We start from the raw sequence: 20,214 nt of genomic DNA on the forward strand, positions 1-20,214 counted from the left end.
TTCTCCGGACCTGATGCCGGAAAACTTCATGTTCTTGGCTGTCTGCTCGGCAAGCTTCCTGGCAGGAATGGGGTCGGGAGTAACGCTGATGCTCAGGGAGAGTGCCTTGCGTCCGCAGGCTTCAGGTTCTCCTGCAAAAAGGCCCTGGCCCTGGCAAAGCCGTCCGTGTCCACAGGTGCCATGATGGTGATGATGCTGCCCTGGCTGCCGTTGGAGGTGAAGTAGCTCATGCCGCTGATTTTCTTTCTCTTCTGTTCGAAGGCAATAGTACAGGAGTCCCCCTGCTGGACAGGTTCTCCGGACCTGATGCCGGAAAACTTCATGTTCTTGGCTGTCTGCTCGGCAAGCTTCCTGGCAGGAATGGGGTCGGGAGTAACGCTGATGCTCAGGGAGAGTGCCTTGTTTTGCAAAAGGACCGTCACGGCCCCGTTCTGGACAGGCGCTACTGTCTTGGTCCAGCCTTCAGGCACGTTCAGGGTAAAGTACTCATTTGTGATTTCCTCAGCCTGCACAGTGGATGCCACAAGGGCTATGGCCAGTATTGCGGCAAGACAAAGGGAAGAGAATCTGGACATGGTTTTCTCCAGGGGGGGCCGGACAAGGGTCCGGGCAGATGGTTTGCCAGACCACTGCAAGCCCGGCAACAACACTGGCAATGTGCGCTTCACGACAGGAAATGGCAAGGGCTTTTGCGTATTTCCCGCGGGGCAAGACAGGAGAAGAAGGGGGAGAGACGGGCAAAAAAGGGCAACAAAAAAGGGTGACTGTTACATCACCCTTGATATCGGCAGGATAGAAACTATCCCTGGTTGGCCTTTCTCATCTTCTTGAGAAGACGCTTCCTTGCGGCAGCCTTCTTCTTCTTGCGCTGGACACTGGGCTTTTCATAGTGCTCGCGCTTTCTCATTTCGGAAAGAATGCCAGCCTTCTCCACCTGCTTCTTGAAGCGGCGCAGAGCCAGATCAAAGTTGTCGTCGTCGAGAAATACTCCGGGCATGAAAATCACCTCCTTCCGTCTCGATGTCGGCGTATTGCCGCATATTCCCTTGCGGGAACATATGGACGCTACGGTGTCCAGTTGGGGTCTTCCTGCCCTTTTGCGAGACCATACGGTCCTTTGCGCAGGGCAAAGAAAAAATCCGGCAACGTTCGAGGAATTCGAGGTTGACGGATGTACGCATCAGCTTGAAAAAGCTGGTGTCGAGGGCGGGACTTGAACCCGCACGGCATAGCCACTGCCCCCTCAAGACAGCGTGTCTACCAGTTCCACCACCTCGACAACTGAGAAAGAACTTCTACAGGCAATTTTGGCAAATGGCAAGCGTTTTTTTGCAAAAAGTTGAAAAAACTGCCAGGCATCCCCAAATCTGTTACAGGAAAATCCCTTCCGACGGGCAATGGAACCCCTGAAGGGCCCCGAATCTTGCCCTTGCGCTTGCCCTGCAGGGCGGCTATTCTTTGAATCCGTTTTTCTGGCCGCGCACTGCGGCCCATCACCCGTCATACGCTCATTAATAGCTCTCAACAGCTCAACAACCCCTGGAGGACATCGTGGAACAGGCAGAGGCGGAAGCGCTTTTTCAGACCTGCTTGGCAAAAACCGGGCCCGTATTGTGCCTGGACATAGGTACAGGCACCCAGGACGTCCTTTTGGCCCTGCCCGGAGTTTGCGTCGAGAACTGGCCCAAGTTTGTCCTGCCATCTCCAGCCTGTCGCATTGAACAGGAGCTTGTCCGGCTTGGGCAGGAGGGGCGCGATGTCTGGCTGTGCGGACAGAACATGGGTGGAGGCTTTGCCAAGGCTGCCCTCGCTCTCATAAGGAAGGGACATAGGCTTGCCGCAACGTCGGCTGCAGCCACTGCCCTGCACAACGATCCCGAGAGAGTCAGGGGTATGGGCATAGAGATAGCCGAGACCTGTCCGGCAGGCTTTGTGCCTCTGAGCTTGGGGGACTTTGACCTGTCCCTCTGGCAGACCCTGCTCGCGGCTCACCACTTGCCTTCACCTAACCTTGTGCTTTGTGCCGTGCAGGACCATGGCTTCCAGGGCAAGGGCTCAGGCAACCGCAGGGTGCGCATGGCCCGCTACGCAAGCCTTCTTGAGCAAAATCCCGATCCCGTCTCCTGGCTTTTCGACGTGCCGCTTTCAGAGATGACGCGCATGTATGCCGTGCATCTTGCAAGCGGAGGTCCTGTGGCGGACACGGCAACTGCGGTGCTTCTTGGCGCCATGCTCGATCCCGTCTTTCTCAAGCGGAGCTTTCGCGAGGGTGTTACCTTCGTGAACGTGGGCAACGGCCATATCTTTGCCGCCCTGGTCTACAAGGGGCTTGTGCGCGGCATCTACGAGCACCACACCTCCATGCGCACGCGGGATGAGCTTCTGGCCGATCTCGGGGAATTTCGCAGGGGCTTTTTGCCTTGCGACGTTGTCCAGCAGGGCGGCGGCCACGGCACTGCCTACGGGCCTGTCTGCGAGGAGGCAAGCTATATACCCACCTTCATCTGCGGGCCTGGCAGGGCCATGCTTTCCGGATGCGGCCAGTTCATAGCGCCCTTTGGCAGCATGATGCTGGCCGGATCCATGGGGCTTCTCTGGGCCTTTTGCGCAAGGATGGAGCAGGGGATCTCTGCGCAGTAGGCCATCAATACCATACGACCACAACCATTTCACATACCATCATACATCACTACCGTACAATCAGTTGGGGGAGAAACATGCACGCAGAGGCATACGATCCGGCCGAATTCTGGAGCCGCGATCAGATAGAGGCAACACAGCTCACGCGCCTGAAAAACGTGGTGAGCCGCGTCTACAACAAGTGCGAGTTCTACAGGAAGCGCCTGGACGAGGCCGGAGTGAGCCCGGACAGCATAAAAAGCCTTGACGACATAGAGCGCATTCCCTTTACCACCAAGGACGATCTGCGCTCGCAGTACCCCCTGGGGCTGGTCATTGTGGACAAGGCAGACCTTGTCCGCCTGCACTGCTCAAGCGGCACGACCGGAACACCCGTGGCCATTGCCCACACGCAAAACGATCTCAACACCTGGGCGGATCTCATGGCCCGCTGCCTGCACATGGTGGGCGTGCGCCGCGAGGACGTGTTCCAGAACATGTCCGGCTATGGCCTGTTCACAGGCGGCCTTGGCATACACGCAGGCGCAGAGCGCCTTGGCTGCATGACCATTCCCGCAGGCGCTGGCAACACTGCCCGCCAGATAAAGCTTGTGAAGGACTTCCACACCACGGTGGCGCACATCCTGCCCTCCTACGCCCTTATCCTTGGCGAGAGGCTGCGCGAGATGGGCGAGGATCCTGCGGACTTTCCGCTGCGCATAGCAGTGGTTGGCGCAGAGCCCTACACGGACGCATTCAGAAGGCGCATAGAGTCCCTCTTCAACATGAAGGTCTACAACAGTTACGGCCTTTCGGAAATGAACGGCCCGAGCGTGGGCTTTGAGTGCCTTGAGCAAAACGGCCTGCATGTGTGGGAAGACGCCTACTTTGCGGAAATAGTGGATCCCGAGACAGGCAAGCACGTAAAGCCTGGCGAGGTGGGCGAGCTTGTCATGACCACCCTTGTGCGCGAGGGCATGCCCATACTGCGCTACAGGACAAGGGATCTGACCCGTTTCCTGCCCGGTACCTGCCCCTGCGGCCGCGAACACCGCCGTATAGACCGCATCCTTGGCCGCAGCGACGACATGTTCATCTGCAAGGGCGTCAACATCTACCCGCAGCAGATCGAGGACGTGCTCATGCGCTTCCCCGAAGTTGGCCGCAACTACCTCATCTTGCTCGACAACGACAACGTGGGCGACGTCTTGCGCGTGCAGGTGGAGATCCGCGAGGAATACTTTGTGGAAGATCTGCGCGTTCTGCGCGGCCTGCAGGCAAGGATTGCCCATGCCCTGAAGAACGAAATCCTGGTGACGCCAAGAATCGAGCTTGTGCAGAGCAACTCGCTTCCAGTCAGCGAGGGCAAGGCAGTGCGCTTCAGGGATCAGCGCAACAGCAAGTAGGAAAACGACAGGCAGGATGCCTGACACCGACTGTCTCCCCCGGGACGCATCAGGTTTCGGGGGAGTTTTTTCATAGCCTAAGGAGTACAGTCTTGTGGAAATCTTTGCCTTTGGAATCACGGCCATAAGCGGGGTCTTCCTCTTTGTCCTGGGCCTTGTGATGCTGCTCACGGTCTTCGGGCTTCCCGGAAACTGGATCATGCTCATCCTGGTTGCCGTGTGGCACTTTGTCCTGCCCATGCCGAGCGCCCTCAACGTCTGGTACTGGATCATAGTCTTGGCTATTGCCGTGGTCGGCGAGGTCATGGAGTTCTTTTTGCAGGTCAAGCAGGCCAAGAAGTACGGCTCAAGCAACACGGGCACAGTGGGAGGCGTCATAGGCGCCATAGTGGGCGCCATACTGCTTGCACCCTTCCTCTTTGGCATAGGAGCCTTCATTGGCGCCATGCTGGGCGCCTGGTGCGGTTGCTTTGTCTTCGAGCTTTTGCGCGGCATGGACTGGAAGACTGCCGCAAGGGCAGCCCTTGGCGCCATGTTCGGCCGCTTCCTTGGCACTGTCACAAAGCTTGGCTGCGGCGTGGTCATCTGGGCCATCACCATGCAGTACATCTGGCCGGATCCGCAAAATCTTCCCTTCCACTTCCGCTGGCTTCCCGAAGTGCCACAAGGGCCTCTTCCGCATGACGGCCCCATGAGCACAGTCATGAATTTTGCGCAAAGTCTGGTCTGCTGAAGGAGGAAGGCATGGAATTGGAGAATGTGCGCGTGGTGCTTGTGAACACGCGCTTTCCCGAGAATGTGGGCATGGCAGTGCGCGCCTGCGCCAACATGGGCTGCGACGATCTGCGCCTTGTGACACCGGAACGCTGGAATGTGGAAAAGGCATCCCCCCTTGCCACTCCCAAGGGACAGTCCCTGCTTGGGCGCTTGCGTGTCGAGGAGAGTCTTGGCGAGGCCATTGGCGACACCCACGTGACCATAGCCACCACTGCCCGCACCGGGGGCTGGAGAAGAAGCCTCATGACACCCTGGGAAGTGGGCGAGGTGGTGGCAAGGGCCAGGGAGGAGGGCCGCAAGGTCTCCCTTGTGTTCGGCTCAGAGGACAGGGGGCTGGAAAACCAGCACATAGAGCTTTGCCAGCACATTGTGACCATCCCCACCTCCGGCGAGGCCTCTTCCCTGAATCTTGCGCAGGCAGTGCTCTTGACCCTGTACGAATGCCACAAGGCAGTGCGCGCACACGAAAGCCGCCTTCCGAAGGGGACAGGAACCTGTGAGGAGGCCGGCGCCTCCTTCATCACAGCAGCGGACGAGGAAAGGCTCATGAAATCGTGGGAAGAGGCCCTGTTGCGCCTTGACGTCATACACGGCGACAACCCCTCCTACTTCCTCATGCCCTGGCGCAGATTCTTTGCCAGGGCCAATTTGCGCAAGCACGAGTACGAGGCCTTCATGGGGCTGTGCCGCCAGATACGCACAAGGACAAGAAAAAAGGAAGCAGAGCAAAAAAGTTCTTGCAAAGAATAATTATTCCTGATAGAGAGATTCCTACCAAATCACTCATATATTGGAGGTTCGTCATGAAAACACTGAAGGACTTCGCAACATACGATATATCCTGGAATCTCACCCCCGAGCACGCGGTCACCATGTACCTCGAATGGGGCAACAACGACTGGCACTCCGAGTATCCGCCCGTGCGCTCCAAGAGCGACGAGTCCTACTACTTTGTGGTGGACACTTGGGGGCCAAGGCCCATGATTCGCCTTGTGCACAGGAATTCCGAAAACGCCCAGGACATCTACACCATGCCCGTGCCGGACATGCTTCTCGCAGACTTCGAAAAGGAAAACCACGGCCTCAAGGGCATCAGCGCTCCTACCGACAATATCAAGCACTGGCTGAAAAACGAGATGGGCATAGCCTGATCAAGCTCAAGACCACAATATGGCATCCCGCGTCATTCCCTGTATGGGGGAAGAACGCGGGATTTTTGGTTTTGTCTCTACTCAACTTCGACAGTGGGCTTGATTGGCCGGGCATAATATGAGTAGCATCGCGTGCGGTGGAGGCGTCCCTGTGAAACTGGAATTGTCGCCAATACGAGAAGCAAACGGTAAGCCCAAAGAGGCTGATGAAGAGGAGACATTTTCTGACAACTTTTGGCAGTCGATGTACAGATTGCCGAACTTGACTGAAGAAGTCTTTACAGGCCTCTTGGCACTCTTGTTTGCCCGATGTCCAACAGGGACAAGCAGAGACTTGGGCACAAATCTCTGAAGCTGAGTAACTATAAAAATTAAATTCTGTTGAGGAAAAATTATGTTTATTGGTACACTTGCAAGATGGAAAGAAGATAAAAAATATTTTCCTGATGCATTAAATAGAGCAGTTGATTTTTTGAAATCGCTTGATCCAGAAAAGGCATTGCCGGGTAGATATTTGATTCAAGAAAATGATATTTTTGCAAATATTGAATGCGGGACAGGTAAGAATGAAAATGAACGACGTTTTGAGCTGCATCATAAATACATTGATGTCCAAATGCTTCTAACAGGACATGAACGCCAGGATATCACTACTGCTTCATTAAATTCTCTTCCTGTTGAGGATAGAATACAGAAAGATGATATTGCTTTTTATTCTGTATCAGAATCGATTCATTCGATTACCATGCATTTGGGGATGTTTGTTATCTACTTCCCCGGTGAGCTGCATGCTCCAGGTCTTTTGATCGGTGATGGTAAATATAAAAAAGTCGTAGTCAAAGTCGCTGCAAAACTGCTTCAATAATTTTGATAGATATCCTCTCGGCGGAGCCGAGGGGATAATAGTAGTGTCTAAATTGAAAAGTCCGCAAACGTATATCTAGATAAAATCATTGAATTTCATTGCCGAAGTAGTATGGCGGATTTTTGCAACTAGACAGTAGCTTGGCTTTTGCGTAGGTCATGAGGCACGAACAACTCGTGCGGAGCTGAGGGAATCTACAGGAGCCCAAGTCGGATGTTGCAATTGATTCTGGAATTCGCGCTCTTCACAGAGATGAAAACTGTGGTTGGCGGGATGGGCCAATGAGTGGAGATTGGGAGCCCATCCGCAAATACCCTGAAGAGCAAAAAGTTATCAGTTGCACTGTCAGTTAGATTTTGTGGTTACATACACTTAACGACGCATATTTGCAACCTTGCACCTGCTTGACAAAGCGTCCAATCAAACCTGTTCCGATCAAATAAAACGTGCTGATTCTATACGCTTGCTTCGGATAAAGCTTTTCCCCACTTACTGACAGTGCAACTTTCAATCATACAGACCATTATGTACCCAAATGCTAGTCTTGTATGCTCTTTGTGGGGGAGAGTATTCGTATGCCAGAGCTCATTGAATCGGACGCTTGTACTTGTCCCAATGCTATCCGGCATGAAAGCCAGGATGAGGTAACATTTGCTACATCTGTCCTGCAGCAGGAGGCACATGCCCTGACTCTGATGGCGCAGGGACTCACTTCTGCTTTCTGCGATGTGGTGGACTGCCTGTTTGGCATCAGGGGGCGCATAGCAGTTACCGGTATGGGCAAGAGTGGTCATGTGGCCCGCAAGGTAGCAGCGACAATGGCATCAACAGGATCGCCCGCCTACTTCATTCATCCCGCGGAGGCGAGTCACGGCGATTTGGGAATGCTCACGACTCGCGATGCTGTCTTGGCGTTCTCAAATTCCGGCAATACGGCAGAGCTGTCGGATATTGTTCTGTATTCTGTCCGGAGAAGTATTCCTCTCATAGGTGTCACTCGCAATGCGGACAGCATGCTTGCACAGCATTCGACCCATACCCTGCTCCTGCCCCTTGTGCCGGAAGCTGATCCCTTGGACTGTGCGCCTACCACGTCCACGACACTGCAGATGGCCCTGGGGGACGCGCTTGCCCTGACATTGATGCGCCGTCGAGGCTGCACTCCGGAAGAGTTTCATCGCTGGCACCCCGGAGGATCTTTGGGACGCAAACTGCTCACTGTCCGGGAGATCATGCACGAAGGAGAGGAAATGCCGTTACTTTCAGTCTCCTCCCCCATGTCCGATGTTCTCTGCCAGATGACAGGCAAGGGATTTGGGGTGGCTGGAGTCCTGGAGGGAAATCGGCTTGTGGGCATTATCACGGACGGTGATCTGCGGCGTCATATGGGGCCTGGGCTGATGAACAAGACTGCGGGCGAGATCATGCATCCCAATCCAGTGATTGTTGAGGAATCTGCCTTGGCAGTGGCTGCAATGCGGCTTATGCAGAAAAATGAGATTACCTCGCTTTTTGTCATGTGTGATGGCATTCCTGTGGGAATTGTAAACGTCCATGACTGCCTGCGCGCGGGGGTGGAGTAGTGCGTCTGCATATTCTTGCACTCTTGATCTTTTGCCTCGCTTTACCAGCGTGTGCACTGCGTAGCGGCAATTATACTGCGCAGGAAAAAGAGAATCCTCCAGTACCGTCCTTTGCGGAACAGGTGGCCGGGCTTCCCAATGGTATCGCTCAATCCTTTGCCCAGAGCCCCTATGGGGCTGTCACCGTGACTGCCGGATCAACCTATATTTCGGGTCTTGGCAACCAGTGCCGCCCCATCAACATCGTTCAGGGCGCCATGCAGTACAGGGCTGCAGTCTGCCGGGAAGAGCAGGGCTGGCGCGTCATTCCCACCATTTTTGACAACATGCCGAGATGATGTCCCAGGCAGTTCCCACACCATCTGTCTCGTCCGCGCTCACCGTGCAGGGAAGGGTGATCTATGCCCTTGCCATGCGTGAGGTGCATACTCTCTACGGCAATACCAGGCTGGGGTATCTCTGGGCGATTATTCAAACAGCGTTCAATATCGCGATTTTCTGGGGAATGCGTGAATTTGTTGGCGCCCATGCCCCTCACGGCATGAGTATGGCCGTGTTTATGCTCTGTGGCTTCATCCCCTGGTACATGTTCAGTGATACGGCAGTGCGCTGCATGACTGCTGTGCGTGCCAATCAGGCTCTTTTGACCTTCCCCCAGGTGACGGAACTGGATCTCATGATCGCGAGGCTCATCGTTGTTTGGGGCACTCAGCTTCTCTGTGCGGGCATCCTTCTCTCCATCGCGGCTGCCTTGGGTGAGCCTGTGGAGCTGCGCCACCCGGAATCCCTGGCAGCCACTTTGTTCGTGGCACCCCTGCTTGGCTGGGGTGTGGGACTGGTCTTTGCCTCATTGGCACGCTTCTGGTCTACCCTTGAAAGACTTGTCCCCATCCTGATGCGCATTCTCTTTTTTGTGTCAGGTTTGTTTTTTCAGGTCTCCGAGCTTCCGGCTCGCTTCTCAACCCCTCTTTTGTACAATCCTGTAGCTCAAATCATCGAGTGGCAAAGAGCCGGTTTTTCTGCCTCTTGTGCGCCCCTTATGTACAGTATTGGCTACATCTTAGCATGGTGCTTTGCTTCCATCAGTCTCGGCCTGCTTCTTGAGCGCTACGCTCGTGGGAGGGAGATCAAGTGATTGAACTCTCCCACATCTATAAATCCTACCGTCTACCCCACGGCCAGGTAAAGGACGTCCTCTATGACGTCAGTATTACCTTTCGCACAGGCGTGAATATGGGGATCCTGGGCTTGAACGGACAGGGCAAGTCCACGCTCATCCGCATTATCAGTGGTACCGAGCGTCCTGACAAGGGAACAATAGTTCGCAAGGGACGAGTTTCCTGGCCCATAGGTTTTTCCGGCTGTTTCAACGGAAGCCTGACAGGACGGGAAAATCTTCGCTTCACCAGTCGCATCTACGGGGCGAACATCCAGGAAGTGACGGATTTTGTAGAGGACTTTACCGAGCTTGGCCCCTACATGGACATGCCCGTGAAAACCTATTCTTCCGGCATGCGCTCCAAGCTGGCCTTTGGCCTCAGCATGTCCATAGGCTTTGATTTTTACCTCATAGACGAGGCCTGGTCTGTTGGTGATGCTTCCTTTAGAGCCAAGGCGGAGAAGCTTTTCGCGGAGCGCAAGGCACACGCGACTCTTGTTGTCGTGTCGCACAGTGTCGCTACCATCCGCAAGAATTGCGACAGTGCGGCTGTCCTGAACAATGGCGTGCTGACAGTCTACGACAAGCTGACGGACGCTCTGCGCGTGTATACGGGGATCTGCAATGCCGGACACTAACAAGACAATCACAGCTCCTGAGGCGATTAAAGCTGCGTCAGCTGTGCCTGTGAAGCCTGCGGCTGCGGCAGCCGGAGAGAACAAGGCTCCGAACGCTGCGCCCACAAAGTTGGCATCTGTGAGCAACTCTGCTGCGGCCGCACCAACAGGGGCCGACAAACAGGCTGCGGTTCAGGTCCAGCCCAAGAGCCCGGCAGCGCCGAAAGTCAGTCCAGCGGCATCCTCAAAACCTGTGCCAACTGCGGAGAATAAAGTTTCGGCTTCAGCTCCTGCAGCGCCAGCATCAAAACCTGTTGGGACTGATAAGCCGGCTACGGCTCAGTCAAAGGCCCAGGTGGCTCCGAAGACCAGTAGCGTGCCTTCGGCAAAGCCTGTTGCTCAGGACAAGGGCAGTCTTCCGTCTGCTAGCACCGGAAATGAGCTAAAGGACAGCAAGGTTGTCCCAAAACAGGAGGGCAAACTCGTCATACCCGATTTGGTTCTGACGGCACGTCCGGTGATCACGACAGTAGAGAAAATCAGTTCGTGCTTGTCCCCCGGCATGAAGCTTGTGCTCTTTTGCCTGCTTGTGCCGACATTCCTGTCTCTCATCTATTTTGGACTATGGGCATCCCCCATGTACATAGCTGAAGCTCGCTTTGCAGTCCGTGGCGCTGACAATGGTATAATTGATTCTGGGGGACTTGTTTCGATGCTTTTACCAGCAGGCTCTACCATTGGTACGGATGTCAACATCGTGACCGAATACATTCAGTCACCGGACATCATGGAGGCCGTGGACAAGGAACTGCATATCTTTGATCACTTCGCAAGCCACGACTACGATATCATAAGCCGCCTGGAAGGAGATGCCACGCGAGATGAACGTCTCGATTATTGGCAGTGGGCAGTGAAGCCCTCCCTGGATCCAGAGACAGGCATAGTCGCGTTGAGCGTCAAGGCTTATGAGCCCGACGTAGCCCAAAAGCTTGCGGAAGCGGTGCTCGCCAAGAGCGAGGCTCTTGTCAACGCCATGAGTCGTAGGGCTCAGGACGATGCCATCACCCTCGCTATGCGCGAGGTAAAAACTGCGGAAGGGCGGGTGAGCAAGGCTCAGGAGGCCATGCGGGCTTTCAGGGATCGCAGTGGCATGCTGGATCCAACCAGTACCGCCGGAGGCCTGCAGGGCATTGTCAGCGAGCTGGAAAGCGAAGTGGTGAAGACCAAGGCTCAGATTGCCGAGGCTTCTACCTACATGAGCAAGGACGCTCCGGCTCTGGTGGGACTGAGAGCACGTTTGGCCGCAGTGGAAAAGCAGCTTGCCGCGGAAAAATTGCGTCTGGCTGGCGAATCCAAATCCGGGAGTATGACTTCCATTGCCGGGGAATACGAGGATTTGCAGATTGAGAGTGAATTTGCCCGTCAACAGCTCGTATCTGCCATGACCTCGCTGGAGGCTGCCAGGGTGAAAGCTGAGGCCCAGTCCCGTTACGTCGTCGCCTTCCAGATTCCGGTCTTGCCCGACGAATCTCTCTATCCACGTCCCTTCCTGTTCACGCTCTTTGTGTTCGTGGGTGCTCTCGTGATCGTTGGGATTTGTTCTCTGATTATCGCTGCCGTGCGCGAGCACGCGGGGTTTTGATATTAGCCATGAAAAGCCAACTTCTCCTTTCCCTTATACTGACGCTGACACTGGCAAGTCCTGCCCTTGCAGTAGTCGCTCCGCAGCAGACCGCCAATCAGGCAACCAGCCAGGCTACCTATGGTGGCACCATGGGCAAATCCGGCAATCCCAACCCCGGTGGTAGCGGTGGCATACAGGGCATGCCTGCCACAAGGCCTCCGTCCTATCTTCCTGGCGGCTACCAACAGGCAAATCAGCAGGGACAGCAACAATTCTCTGGTCAGTATGGACAATTTGGCCAGTATGGCCAGGTTGGAATGTTTCAGGGGCAGATGTCCCTTAAGGACATGCAAAAGCAGTCTGCGTCCGGCCTTCCTGCTTGGGCTCAAGGGCACTACCTTGGCGATTTGACGCTTGGCTTGCAGCCCTTTGGTGCCAATCTCTTCCAGGGAAACTTTGCTTCCACCTATGGCAGTGGGATGAATGGCGATTACGTCATTCTTCCCGGTGATCGGATAACTGTCCGCATCTGGGGGGCAAGAAGCTACGACGATGTGCTCTTTGTGGATCAGCAGGGCAACATCTTTCTGCCTGAGGTGGGACCAGTGCAGGTGGCTGGCCTGACACAAAGCTCTTTGTCCCAGGCCGTGCGTTCCAAGCTGACTGCCGTGTTCCCGGAAAACGTGAACATCTACGTGAACCTGCAAAGCGCCCAACCAGTGGCAGTCTATGTTGCAGGCAATGTGCCAAACCCCGGCCGTTATGCTGGCGGTCCTCAGGACTCTGTCATGTCCTATCTGGACAGGGCTGGGGGAATCCTGCCGGATCAGGGTAGCTACAGAAATATCAAGATATTGCGTGGCAAGAAGACCATAGGTCGCGTGGATCTCTACAAATATATGCTCTATGGCGATCTGCCCAATATTCGTCTCAAGGACGGAGACACCATATTGGTGGAATCCTTTGGATTGTCCGTGGCTGCCTACGGTATGCTGCGCCAAGCTGCCCGCTACGAATTCTCGGGATCTGCCAGGGGCAGGGATCTTTTGACCTACGCCATGCCCATGAACGGTGTCTCCCATGTAAGCGTGGTCGGCACTCGCAATGGTGCTCCCTACAATGTCTATGTGACTTTGAGGGAATTTCGCTCCCTGCGTCTTGAGGATGGGGACAGGGTAGAATTTGTAGCAGACACCCGTGGTCATACCATCATGGTGGCGGCCTCCGGCGCCATCCATGGCGCCTCGCGCTTTCCAGTGCTCAAGGAAACCAAGCTGAAGACACTATTAGAATACGTGTCTGTGGAGCCGGAGCTCGCGGACATCAATTCCATCTATATCCGCCGCAAGAGTGTGGCTGCAGAACAGAAGGTTATTATCCAGGACGCTCTGCGTCGTCTGGAACAGAGTGCCCTGACAGCAACTTCGTCTTCAGTCGATGAGGCCGAGATTCGCGTCAAGGAAGCAGAGCTCATCCAGAATTTCGTGCAGCGCGCTTCGCAGATGGAGCCCGATGGAGTCCTGGTCGTGTCCAGGGACGGCAAGATATCGGATGTGCTTCTGGAAGAAGGAGACGAGATCATAATCCCGAGAAAGACGGACGTAGTTCATATTTCTGGTGAGGTCCTCATCCCCACGGCAGTCACCTGGGAGAAGGGACTCAAGCTGAAAGGATATTTGAATGGAGCAGGAGGTCTTTCCGATCGTGCCGATTCCAGCAATATCCTGATTGTCGGCCTGAACGGTGAAGTGTCTCGAGCCAGGGGACAGGAGATTGAGCCAGGAGATCGTATCCTGGTCATGCCCAAGTTTGATTCCAAGAATCTGCAACTGGTCAAGGACGTGACCCAGGTGCTGTACCAGATGGCAGTCGCCGTCAAGGTCGCAGTGGGCCTGTAAGAAAGGAGAATATATGGGATTTGTATTTGAGTTTCATGGCAGAAATGTAGGGCAGGTGGACAATCAGGCTCCCTTGTTTTGCATTGCGGGCCCCTGCGCAATTGAGGGAAGAACACAGGCTCTGGAAGTGGCGTCTGCTCTTAAAGAGATTTTTGCCACAGTGGGTATGCCCTTTGTCTACAAGTCCAGCTTTGACAAGGCCAACCGTTCATCCAGCTCGTCGTTTCGCGGCGTGGGTATGTCCGAAGGACTGTCTATTCTGGCCGAAGTACGGGAAAAGGTGGATGTGCCGGTTCTGACAGATGTGCATTTGCCTGAGCAGGCAAAGCCCGTGGCCGAAGTGGTGGATATGTTACAGACGCCTGCCTTTCTTTGCCGTCAGACGGATCTCATTGAGGCTGTTGCCGCTACGGGCAAGCCAGCCAACATAAAGAAGGGACAATTCCTCGCTCCCTGGGAGATGGAGAACGTGCTTCAAAAAGCCAGGGCGACAGGCAATGAGCGTATTTGCCTGTGCGAACGCGGCACAAGTTTTGGCTATGGCAATCTGGTCGTAGATATGCGCGGACTTGAGATCATGAAGAGGACTGGTGCGCCGGTTATCTTTGACGCGACCCATTCCGTACAGCTTCCAGGAGCTCTTGGCTCTTGCAGCGGGGGACAGCGAGAGTTTGTGCCGCTCCTGGCTCGGGCAGCAGTATCCATAGGCATAGCCGGGATCTTCATGGAAGTGCACCCGGATCCAGACAAGGCTCCCTGCGATGGCCCCAATATGTTGGCTTTGAAGGCTTTGCCCAAGTTGCTCACTGAGTTGAAAGCATTTGATCACTTGGCAAAGGAGGAAAGAGCATGAAAGCAGTAGCTGTCATTCCAGCGCGCTATGGGTCAACCCGCCTGCCGGGAAAACCTTTGCTTGATATATGTGGCAAGCCACTCATTCAGCGCGTCTGGGAAGTTGTTGCGCGCGTCCATGGCTTGGATGAAGTCTTTGTGGCAACCGATGATGAGCGCATTGCTGAAGTGGTGCGGGACTTTGGTGGCAAGGCGTTGATGACATCGGCTGATTGTCAGTCTGGCTCTGATAGGGTGAGCGAGGTATCAAAAATTGTTGACGCCGACGTATATGTCAATGTTCAAGGCGATGAGCCACTCCTAGAATCATCGAACATTGAGAAGTTATTGAATGTCTTCACTCTGGATGATGTTCAAGTTGCTACGCTGTGTTGTCATATAAACAAAGAAGAGGCAATGAATCCAAATAATGTAAAGGTTGTTTTGGATCATATTGGAAATGCATTATATTTTAGTCGCTATCCTTTACCGTATATATGTGAATTAAACGATACAATGAATTATTTGAGACATATTGGTGTATATGCATATAGAAGAGAAATATTGCGCTCTTTTGTGAATTTACCTGTGTCTCCTCTTGAACATGCTGAAAAATTAGAACAATTGCGTTTTATTCAAGCTGGTATTCCAATATCTGTAATTAAAATTTCAACTATAAACACAGGTATCGATACGCAAGAAGACTTAGAAAAAGTAAGAGAAGTTTTTATAAAAAGAAAAAAGTATGAAGCAATTGAACGATTAAAAAGTGTAAAATTAATTGTCACAGATGTTGATGGAATTCTTACAGATGGAAGTTTATATTATGGACAAGATGGTGAAATTTTTAAACGCTTTAATGCAAGAGATGGATTAGGTGTAAAATTATTACAAAGTATAGGAATAAATGTAGCAATTATATCTGGTAGGGATTGTATAGCGCTTAGAAAGAGAATAGAAGAACTTAAAATTACTGAAGCAGTATTAGGCCAATTAGATAAATGTACAGCTCTTGTTAAAATTATGAAGCAATATGGAGTAACTTCAAAAGAAGTTGCATTTATTGGTGATGATATACCGGATGTAAAAGCATTTTGCTTATGTTCTGTATCTATAACAGTTAAAGATGCTCCTAAATATGTGAGAGAAAAAGCAGATATAGTAATACAAAAAGATGGCGGATGTGGAGCTTTTAGAGATGTTGTAGATTTAATAATAAATAATAAAACAAATAAATACTTTTAAAAAATATATTTTATTAAATTATTTTATTAATAATTTCTTATACCTTAATTTTTATTAGTCAATTATATCTGTTAATGTTTATGTGTCAAATAAAGTCAATAATATTTTTTTATTGTTATATGTTACAAAATAATATTATAAAAATATTTATATTTAAAATATTTTTATTTTACAAATAAAACATAAATAATAATATATTTAGAATATAATATCAAAAAAATAGATTAATATACTAAATTTTTATTTGAAGACATTATGTTGTATCATATATAATTGGATGAAATTAAGGTATATAGAAATATAAATAAACTGTCTACTTAATATTTTTTATAAATATGAAGTCAGAATTTCATAATATTTAAAAGAAAATATTGTAAGGGAAATAAAATGAAAATAATAATACCTCTTCAATTATGTTCAACTAGAGTAAAATTAAAAAATATAAGACCATTTTATAAAGGAAAAAGTCTATTTGATATAAAAATGGAACAATTATTAAAATGTATAAAGTGTGATAAAATATTTATATCAAGTGAAAGTGACGATGTAATTCCTTTGGTTAATAAATATGGAGCAAATTTTTTAAAACGTCCATATCATTTAACAGGAAATAATATAAGACAACCAGATTTAATTGGAAATATATTAAAGCAAATTCCTAATGATAATGAAGATATAATGTGGGTACAAGTTACACAACCATTGTTTGATAAATTTGATATAATGATTGAAAAATGGAATGATATAAAAGATAGTTATGATAGCATGATTGCTGTAAAAACAGTAAGACATCATATAATAAATAATTTTGGAATACCTTTAAATTTTAATTTTGGATATTGGCATAAAGTATCACAAAAATTACCTCCTTTATATGAAATATTATGGTCCTCTTTTATTTTAAAACGACAAACTATAGAAACTGTAAAATATCATATAGGTATAAATCCATATCTTATTACATTTGATGATATAACATTAGTAGATATTGATACAGAAGAAGATTTTAATATAGCATCAGAAATTTATAAAATAAAATATGGAGAATAATAAATATGAATATTATTTATTATATGGATCCATTTATTGATATGGATAATGAGTTTGATGATAGAAGTTTTGTAGCAAAAAATGATTTAAATGCAGATTATTTGGGAAGATATTTAAAAAAAACAAAAAATAATGTTTATTTTGTTGGATTAGATATAATATTAAATAAAAGAAACATAAAAGAACATTTGAAAGAAACCGGTGTTAAAATAATAAATATTTCAAAAAGTGAAATTGAAGGTATATTAAATATTAATAACATTACAATCAATATGATTATGTCTAAAATGATTAATGATGAAGTAAATAAAAAAATTAAAAACTTTTTATATCAAAAATTAAAAAATTTATCTCCAGATTTTATAATTTATTGGGAAAGTTGTATAGAACAAATTTATGAAATTTTTCCAAACGCAATTTTTTTAGAAGGTACACATACTGGCTTTTCTCGAATTGAACAAAATGTTGATATAATATATAATGTGTCTACATCACAAAAACGATATTCAGATATATTTTTTAATGAAATTAATAAATCATTTTTATCTGAAAAAGATATAATTGATATAAATAAATTTAGTTTGAATTTTAAAAGACATATATTATTTAAAACACAAATAAACAGAGAATTTTTAGATCCTGAGCATAAATTTAAATATTTAATTCTTTATGCAGGAAATTTTCCTTCATTGAGATTTAAATATTATTCTGGATTCACATCAAATTCTGAAGTTCTTCAATATTTGTTAAAAATAATTCCAGAAGATTGTGCTATTGTATACTCAAAACATCACTTAGATAATGAACAAATTAATTTTTTGGAACAAAATCAACGTATCATAAATATATCAAAATATAGAGAGTCAGATCCAAATATAACTTTGCGTGTTATGCCATATGTTGATGCTATAATAAATGTTTATTCTAATATATTTATGCCTGCTATGGTTATTGGTGTACCTGTATTTAGCTTTGGTAAAAGTCCTAATGCAAAATTTTCTCTTGATAGATTAGATAAATTAACATATTGGTTAAATAATGGAAAAAAAATAACATATGAATATCAACAATTAACTTATAAAATTTTAAAATATATAATTACACATAAAGTAAATACACGGTTTTTACATAACTGTAGAAATAGTTTTTTATACTTAAAAAAAATTAAATATAATATAGAAAATAAATTACAATATTTAGATTGGTTACCATCATTATCAACAATTCAAGGTTATACAGCTCAATTTTGTCAAGCTAGACTGGTGCAGGTTCCATTTGCTAATTGTTATAATCAAACTAACTATGAAATTTTACTTGGATACTTGTTAAATGAACAAATAAAAAATATAGGATTTGATATTTTTGATACAATGCTGTATAGGCCAGTAATAAAATCATCAGATATATTTGATTTAATAGAAGAAGATGTATATAAAATAACTGGATTAAGAAGTTTTAATTTTTCTAAAAGTCGTATTGCAGCAGAAAATATTGCTAGACAAGGAAAAATTGAGATTTCTTTTGATGATATATATAAAGAAATTCAAAATAATACTGGGTTTTCTGATGAAATAATAGCTAAAATAAAGCAATTAGAGTTAAATATTGAAGAGCAGATGCTTTTCCCCCGGGAATCTATTCAGAATTATTTTAATTTAGCTAAATTCCACGGGAAAAATATTTTTATAGCATCTGATATGTATCTCCCAGAAATAGTAATTCGTAATATTTTAGAAAAAAATGGTTATGAACTATCAAATGTGAAATTGTATATTTCATGTGAAGTAAACAATGTAAAATATAATGGTTCATTATTTAATTATATATTAAAGAAAGAAAAATATAATCCATGCGAAACAATTTTTATCGGAGATAACATTAAATCTGATATTGAACGTTCTAAAGATTTGGGTATAATTCCTTTTTTATATCCAAAAGCTATAGAACAATTAAAACAAACTAAAATATTTGATCCACAAGTATTGAATTTTTTAATGACTAAAAATTTTAATTTTCATATTGGATTAATCGCAAATAAAATTTTTGATAACCCCTTTATTTTATATGATAGAAGTACTATAATTAATAATTCGTTTGCTCTTCTAGGATATTATATTTTAGGACCGTTTGTATTAAGTTTAACATTATGGTTAATTGATAATATTAAAAATAAAAAATATGATAAAGTATTATTTACATCAAGAGATAGTAGAATAATAATCGATATTTATAATTTAATAAATAAAGTAATATATAAAAACAGTCTTCCTAAAAGTGAATATATTTATCTTTCAAGAACATCAACTCTACCAGCATATACAGATAATCCTAGAAGAATGACATTATTAACATTATATAATTCTCAATTAAATGTAAAAGATTATTTAAAAAAAGTATTTAATATCAATATAGAAAATGATGAAAACACTAAAAAAATACTAAAATCTATTAATTTAAAATATAATGATGATATTAAAAATAATTTTAATAAAATTATTAAATTTGTAAATTTATATCTTGAAAAAAAAGAATTTAGTAATGAAATAAAAAACATAAAAGAATATTTTTATAATATAATAGAAAATAAAAATGTAGCAATGTTTGATTTAGGAGCAAGAGGAACAAGTCGAGATATAATATCTGATTTATTAGGGGTAGATATCGATTTATATGTGTTTAGAAAAGTTAAATATAAATGTCATAATAATATTTTTGCTTATTTACATGAAACTCTTAATCCTTATAGGCATGGTATCAATACAGTTTTTCCTGCTTTTTGTGAATTATTATTATCTGATGCAACAATATCAACGTGTAAAGGTTATAAATATATAAATGATAAAATAGAACCTGATATTGAACTTAATGATATTGATAAAAATTTAAATTTAATATTATCTACACAAAATTATATTTATATATTTTGTAATGATTACATAAATATTTTCAATGAAAAAATAAAATATTTAAATAGCCAATCATTTGATAGTTATATATTCCCTATGTCGTGGCTATGTGCCCATACTACAGATACAAAATTGCTTCTTAAATACGAAGGATATGATCCATTATGGAAAAATTCTAAAATATCTATTATTGCTACAAAAATTAATTCAGTTAATAAAAATACTATAAACTATCAAAATAATCAAATATATAATACTGCTTTGTCTAAAATTACACAATGTAGCTTTATTAAATATATAAGGTTAAGTATGCTTAAATTATTTTTCGGCAATAATAAAAAATTATGGGAGGCATATCCTACGCAACGAGATATATTTATTTTTTGTAAAAGATATTTTTATAAAACACAATTAACACGTAAGATATGGGATAAAGGAAGATCTATTTATTTAAATTTTCTAAAAAAATAAAAATTTTAATTA

The 20,214-nt window shown here is 46.2% G+C and carries 18 protein-coding genes and 1 tRNA gene; 16 read left to right on the forward strand and 3 right to left on the reverse strand.

What is annotated here, in order from left to right:
* Window positions 1–92: 92 nt before the first annotated feature.
* The 3 genes from B5F76_RS10890 to B5F76_RS10905 all read right to left on the reverse strand — a co-directional run bounded on the left by B5F76_RS10890 (window position 93) and on the right by B5F76_RS10905 (window position 1,279).
* Window positions 93–575: a hypothetical protein gene (locus B5F76_RS10890; RefSeq protein ID WP_087354466.1), complete on the reverse strand. Its 483-nt coding sequence runs from the start codon at window positions 573–575 to the stop codon at window positions 93–95.
* A gap of 224 nt (window positions 576–799) precedes the next feature.
* Window positions 800–997: a 30S ribosomal protein S21 gene (gene rpsU, locus B5F76_RS10895; RefSeq protein ID WP_087354468.1), complete on the reverse strand. Its 198-nt coding sequence runs from the start codon at window positions 995–997 to the stop codon at window positions 800–802.
* Between the two features lie 198 nt (window positions 998–1,195).
* Window positions 1,196–1,279, reverse strand: a tRNA-Leu gene (locus tag B5F76_RS10905).
* Between the two features lie 272 nt (window positions 1,280–1,551).
* Here B5F76_RS10905 and B5F76_RS10910 point away from each other — a divergent pair.
* The 16 genes from B5F76_RS10910 to B5F76_RS10990 all read left to right on the forward strand — a co-directional run bounded on the left by B5F76_RS10910 (window position 1,552) and on the right by B5F76_RS10990 (window position 20,202).
* The gene (locus B5F76_RS10910; protein ID WP_239407034.1) at window positions 1,552–2,640 is read left to right on the forward strand and encodes a DUF1786 family protein; all 1,089 of its coding nucleotides are present in this window, start codon (window positions 1,552–1,554) and stop codon (window positions 2,638–2,640) included.
* 77 nt (window positions 2,641–2,717) lie between these two features.
* On the forward strand, window positions 2,718–4,025 hold the full coding sequence (locus tag B5F76_RS10915; RefSeq protein WP_087354472.1) for a phenylacetate--CoA ligase family protein: 1,308 nt from the start codon (window positions 2,718–2,720) through the stop codon (window positions 4,023–4,025).
* Window positions 4,026–4,119: 94 nt separating this feature from the next.
* Complete coding sequence (locus B5F76_RS10920) at window positions 4,120–4,758, forward strand: DUF456 domain-containing protein (protein ID WP_239407035.1); 639 nt, start codon at window positions 4,120–4,122, stop codon at window positions 4,756–4,758.
* 11 nt (window positions 4,759–4,769) lie between these two features.
* The gene (locus B5F76_RS10925) at window positions 4,770–5,552 is read left to right on the forward strand and encodes an RNA methyltransferase (protein ID WP_087354474.1); all 783 of its coding nucleotides are present in this window, start codon (window positions 4,770–4,772) and stop codon (window positions 5,550–5,552) included.
* A 53-nt stretch (window positions 5,553–5,605) separates the two neighbouring features.
* Window positions 5,606–5,953, forward strand: a complete 348-nt coding sequence (locus B5F76_RS10930) for a DVU0772 family protein (RefSeq protein ID WP_087354476.1) — start codon at window positions 5,606–5,608, stop codon at window positions 5,951–5,953.
* Between the two features lie 394 nt (window positions 5,954–6,347).
* Window positions 6,348–6,818 (forward strand): YhcH/YjgK/YiaL family protein, encoded by a 471-nt coding sequence (locus B5F76_RS10940; RefSeq protein ID WP_087354480.1) that lies wholly within the window; start codon window positions 6,348–6,350, stop codon window positions 6,816–6,818.
* A gap of 575 nt (window positions 6,819–7,393) precedes the next feature.
* The gene (locus tag B5F76_RS10945; RefSeq protein ID WP_087354481.1) at window positions 7,394–8,401 is read left to right on the forward strand and encodes a KpsF/GutQ family sugar-phosphate isomerase; all 1,008 of its coding nucleotides are present in this window, start codon (window positions 7,394–7,396) and stop codon (window positions 8,399–8,401) included.
* A gap of 122 nt (window positions 8,402–8,523) precedes the next feature.
* Window positions 8,524–8,739 (forward strand): hypothetical protein, encoded by a 216-nt coding sequence (locus tag B5F76_RS15370; protein WP_239407036.1) that lies wholly within the window; start codon window positions 8,524–8,526, stop codon window positions 8,737–8,739.
* On the forward strand, window positions 8,736–9,536 hold the full coding sequence (locus B5F76_RS10955; protein WP_087354484.1) for an ABC transporter permease: 801 nt from the start codon (window positions 8,736–8,738) through the stop codon (window positions 9,534–9,536). Before B5F76_RS15370 ends, B5F76_RS10955 begins: the two co-directional genes overlap by 4 nt.
* Window positions 9,533–10,198 carry an ABC transporter ATP-binding protein gene (locus tag B5F76_RS10960; RefSeq protein ID WP_087354486.1) on the forward strand — a complete coding sequence of 222 codons (666 nt, stop codon included), beginning with the start codon at window positions 9,533–9,535 and terminating at the stop codon, window positions 10,196–10,198. Before B5F76_RS10955 ends, B5F76_RS10960 begins: the two co-directional genes overlap by 4 nt.
* A gap of 691 nt (window positions 10,199–10,889) precedes the next feature.
* Window positions 10,890–11,819 carry a capsule biosynthesis protein gene (locus B5F76_RS10965; protein WP_162608815.1) on the forward strand — a complete coding sequence of 310 codons (930 nt, stop codon included), beginning with the start codon at window positions 10,890–10,892 and terminating at the stop codon, window positions 11,817–11,819.
* An 8-nt stretch (window positions 11,820–11,827) separates the two neighbouring features.
* Window positions 11,828–13,699 carry a polysaccharide biosynthesis/export family protein gene (locus B5F76_RS10970; RefSeq protein WP_087354488.1) on the forward strand — a complete coding sequence of 624 codons (1,872 nt, stop codon included), beginning with the start codon at window positions 11,828–11,830 and terminating at the stop codon, window positions 13,697–13,699.
* 13 nt (window positions 13,700–13,712) lie between these two features.
* Complete coding sequence (kdsA, locus tag B5F76_RS10975) at window positions 13,713–14,552, forward strand: 3-deoxy-8-phosphooctulonate synthase (RefSeq protein WP_087354490.1); 840 nt, start codon at window positions 13,713–13,715, stop codon at window positions 14,550–14,552.
* Window positions 14,549–15,775 carry a 3-deoxy-manno-octulosonate cytidylyltransferase gene (gene kdsB / locus B5F76_RS10980; protein ID WP_087354492.1) on the forward strand — a complete coding sequence of 409 codons (1,227 nt, stop codon included), beginning with the start codon at window positions 14,549–14,551 and terminating at the stop codon, window positions 15,773–15,775. Before kdsA ends, kdsB begins: the two co-directional genes overlap by 4 nt.
* 387 nt (window positions 15,776–16,162) lie before the next feature.
* Window positions 16,163–16,825: an acylneuraminate cytidylyltransferase family protein gene (locus tag B5F76_RS10985; RefSeq protein ID WP_087354494.1), complete on the forward strand. Its 663-nt coding sequence runs from the start codon at window positions 16,163–16,165 to the stop codon at window positions 16,823–16,825.
* 5 nt (window positions 16,826–16,830) lie between these two features.
* Window positions 16,831–20,202, forward strand: a complete 3,372-nt coding sequence (locus B5F76_RS10990) for an HAD hydrolase-like protein (RefSeq protein ID WP_087354495.1) — start codon at window positions 16,831–16,833, stop codon at window positions 20,200–20,202.
* The last annotated feature ends 12 nt before the right edge of the window (window positions 20,203–20,214 follow it).

This window comes from Desulfovibrio sp. An276 (assembly GCF_002159665.1).
GTDB classification, from domain to species: Bacteria; Desulfobacterota; Desulfovibrionia; order Desulfovibrionales; family Desulfovibrionaceae; genus Desulfovibrio; species Desulfovibrio faecigallinarum.

Bases quoted from the DNA above. Each gene is read 5' to 3' on its own strand.
- kdsA (WP_087354490.1), top strand. From the start codon at position 13,713: ATGGGATTTGTATTTGAGTTTCATGGCAGAAATGTAGGGCAGGTGGAC.
- B5F76_RS10915 (WP_087354472.1), top strand. From the start codon at position 2,718: ATGCACGCAGAGGCATACGATCCGGCCGAATTCTGGAGCCGCGATCAG.
- kdsB (WP_087354492.1), top strand. From the start codon at position 14,549: ATGAAAGCAGTAGCTGTCATTCCAGCGCGCTATGGGTCAACCCGCCTG.
- B5F76_RS10930 (WP_087354476.1), top strand. From the start codon at position 5,606: ATGAAAACACTGAAGGACTTCGCAACATACGATATATCCTGGAATCTC.
- B5F76_RS10890 (WP_087354466.1), bottom strand. From the start codon at position 575: ATGTCCAGATTCTCTTCCCTTTGTCTTGCCGCAATACTGGCCATAGCC.
- B5F76_RS10955 (WP_087354484.1), top strand. From the start codon at position 8,736: ATGATGTCCCAGGCAGTTCCCACACCATCTGTCTCGTCCGCGCTCACC.
- B5F76_RS10965 (WP_162608815.1), top strand. From the start codon at position 10,890: ATGCTTTTACCAGCAGGCTCTACCATTGGTACGGATGTCAACATCGTG.
- B5F76_RS10985 (WP_087354494.1), top strand. From the start codon at position 16,163: ATGAAAATAATAATACCTCTTCAATTATGTTCAACTAGAGTAAAATTA.
- B5F76_RS10970 (WP_087354488.1), top strand. From the start codon at position 11,828: ATGAAAAGCCAACTTCTCCTTTCCCTTATACTGACGCTGACACTGGCA.
- B5F76_RS10945 (WP_087354481.1), top strand. From the start codon at position 7,394: ATGCCAGAGCTCATTGAATCGGACGCTTGTACTTGTCCCAATGCTATC.
- rpsU (WP_087354468.1), bottom strand. From the start codon at position 997: ATGCCCGGAGTATTTCTCGACGACGACAACTTTGATCTGGCTCTGCGC.
- B5F76_RS10940 (WP_087354480.1), top strand. From the start codon at position 6,348: ATGTTTATTGGTACACTTGCAAGATGGAAAGAAGATAAAAAATATTTT.
- B5F76_RS10925 (WP_087354474.1), top strand. From the start codon at position 4,770: ATGGAATTGGAGAATGTGCGCGTGGTGCTTGTGAACACGCGCTTTCCC.
- B5F76_RS10990 (WP_087354495.1), top strand. From the start codon at position 16,831: ATGAATATTATTTATTATATGGATCCATTTATTGATATGGATAATGAG.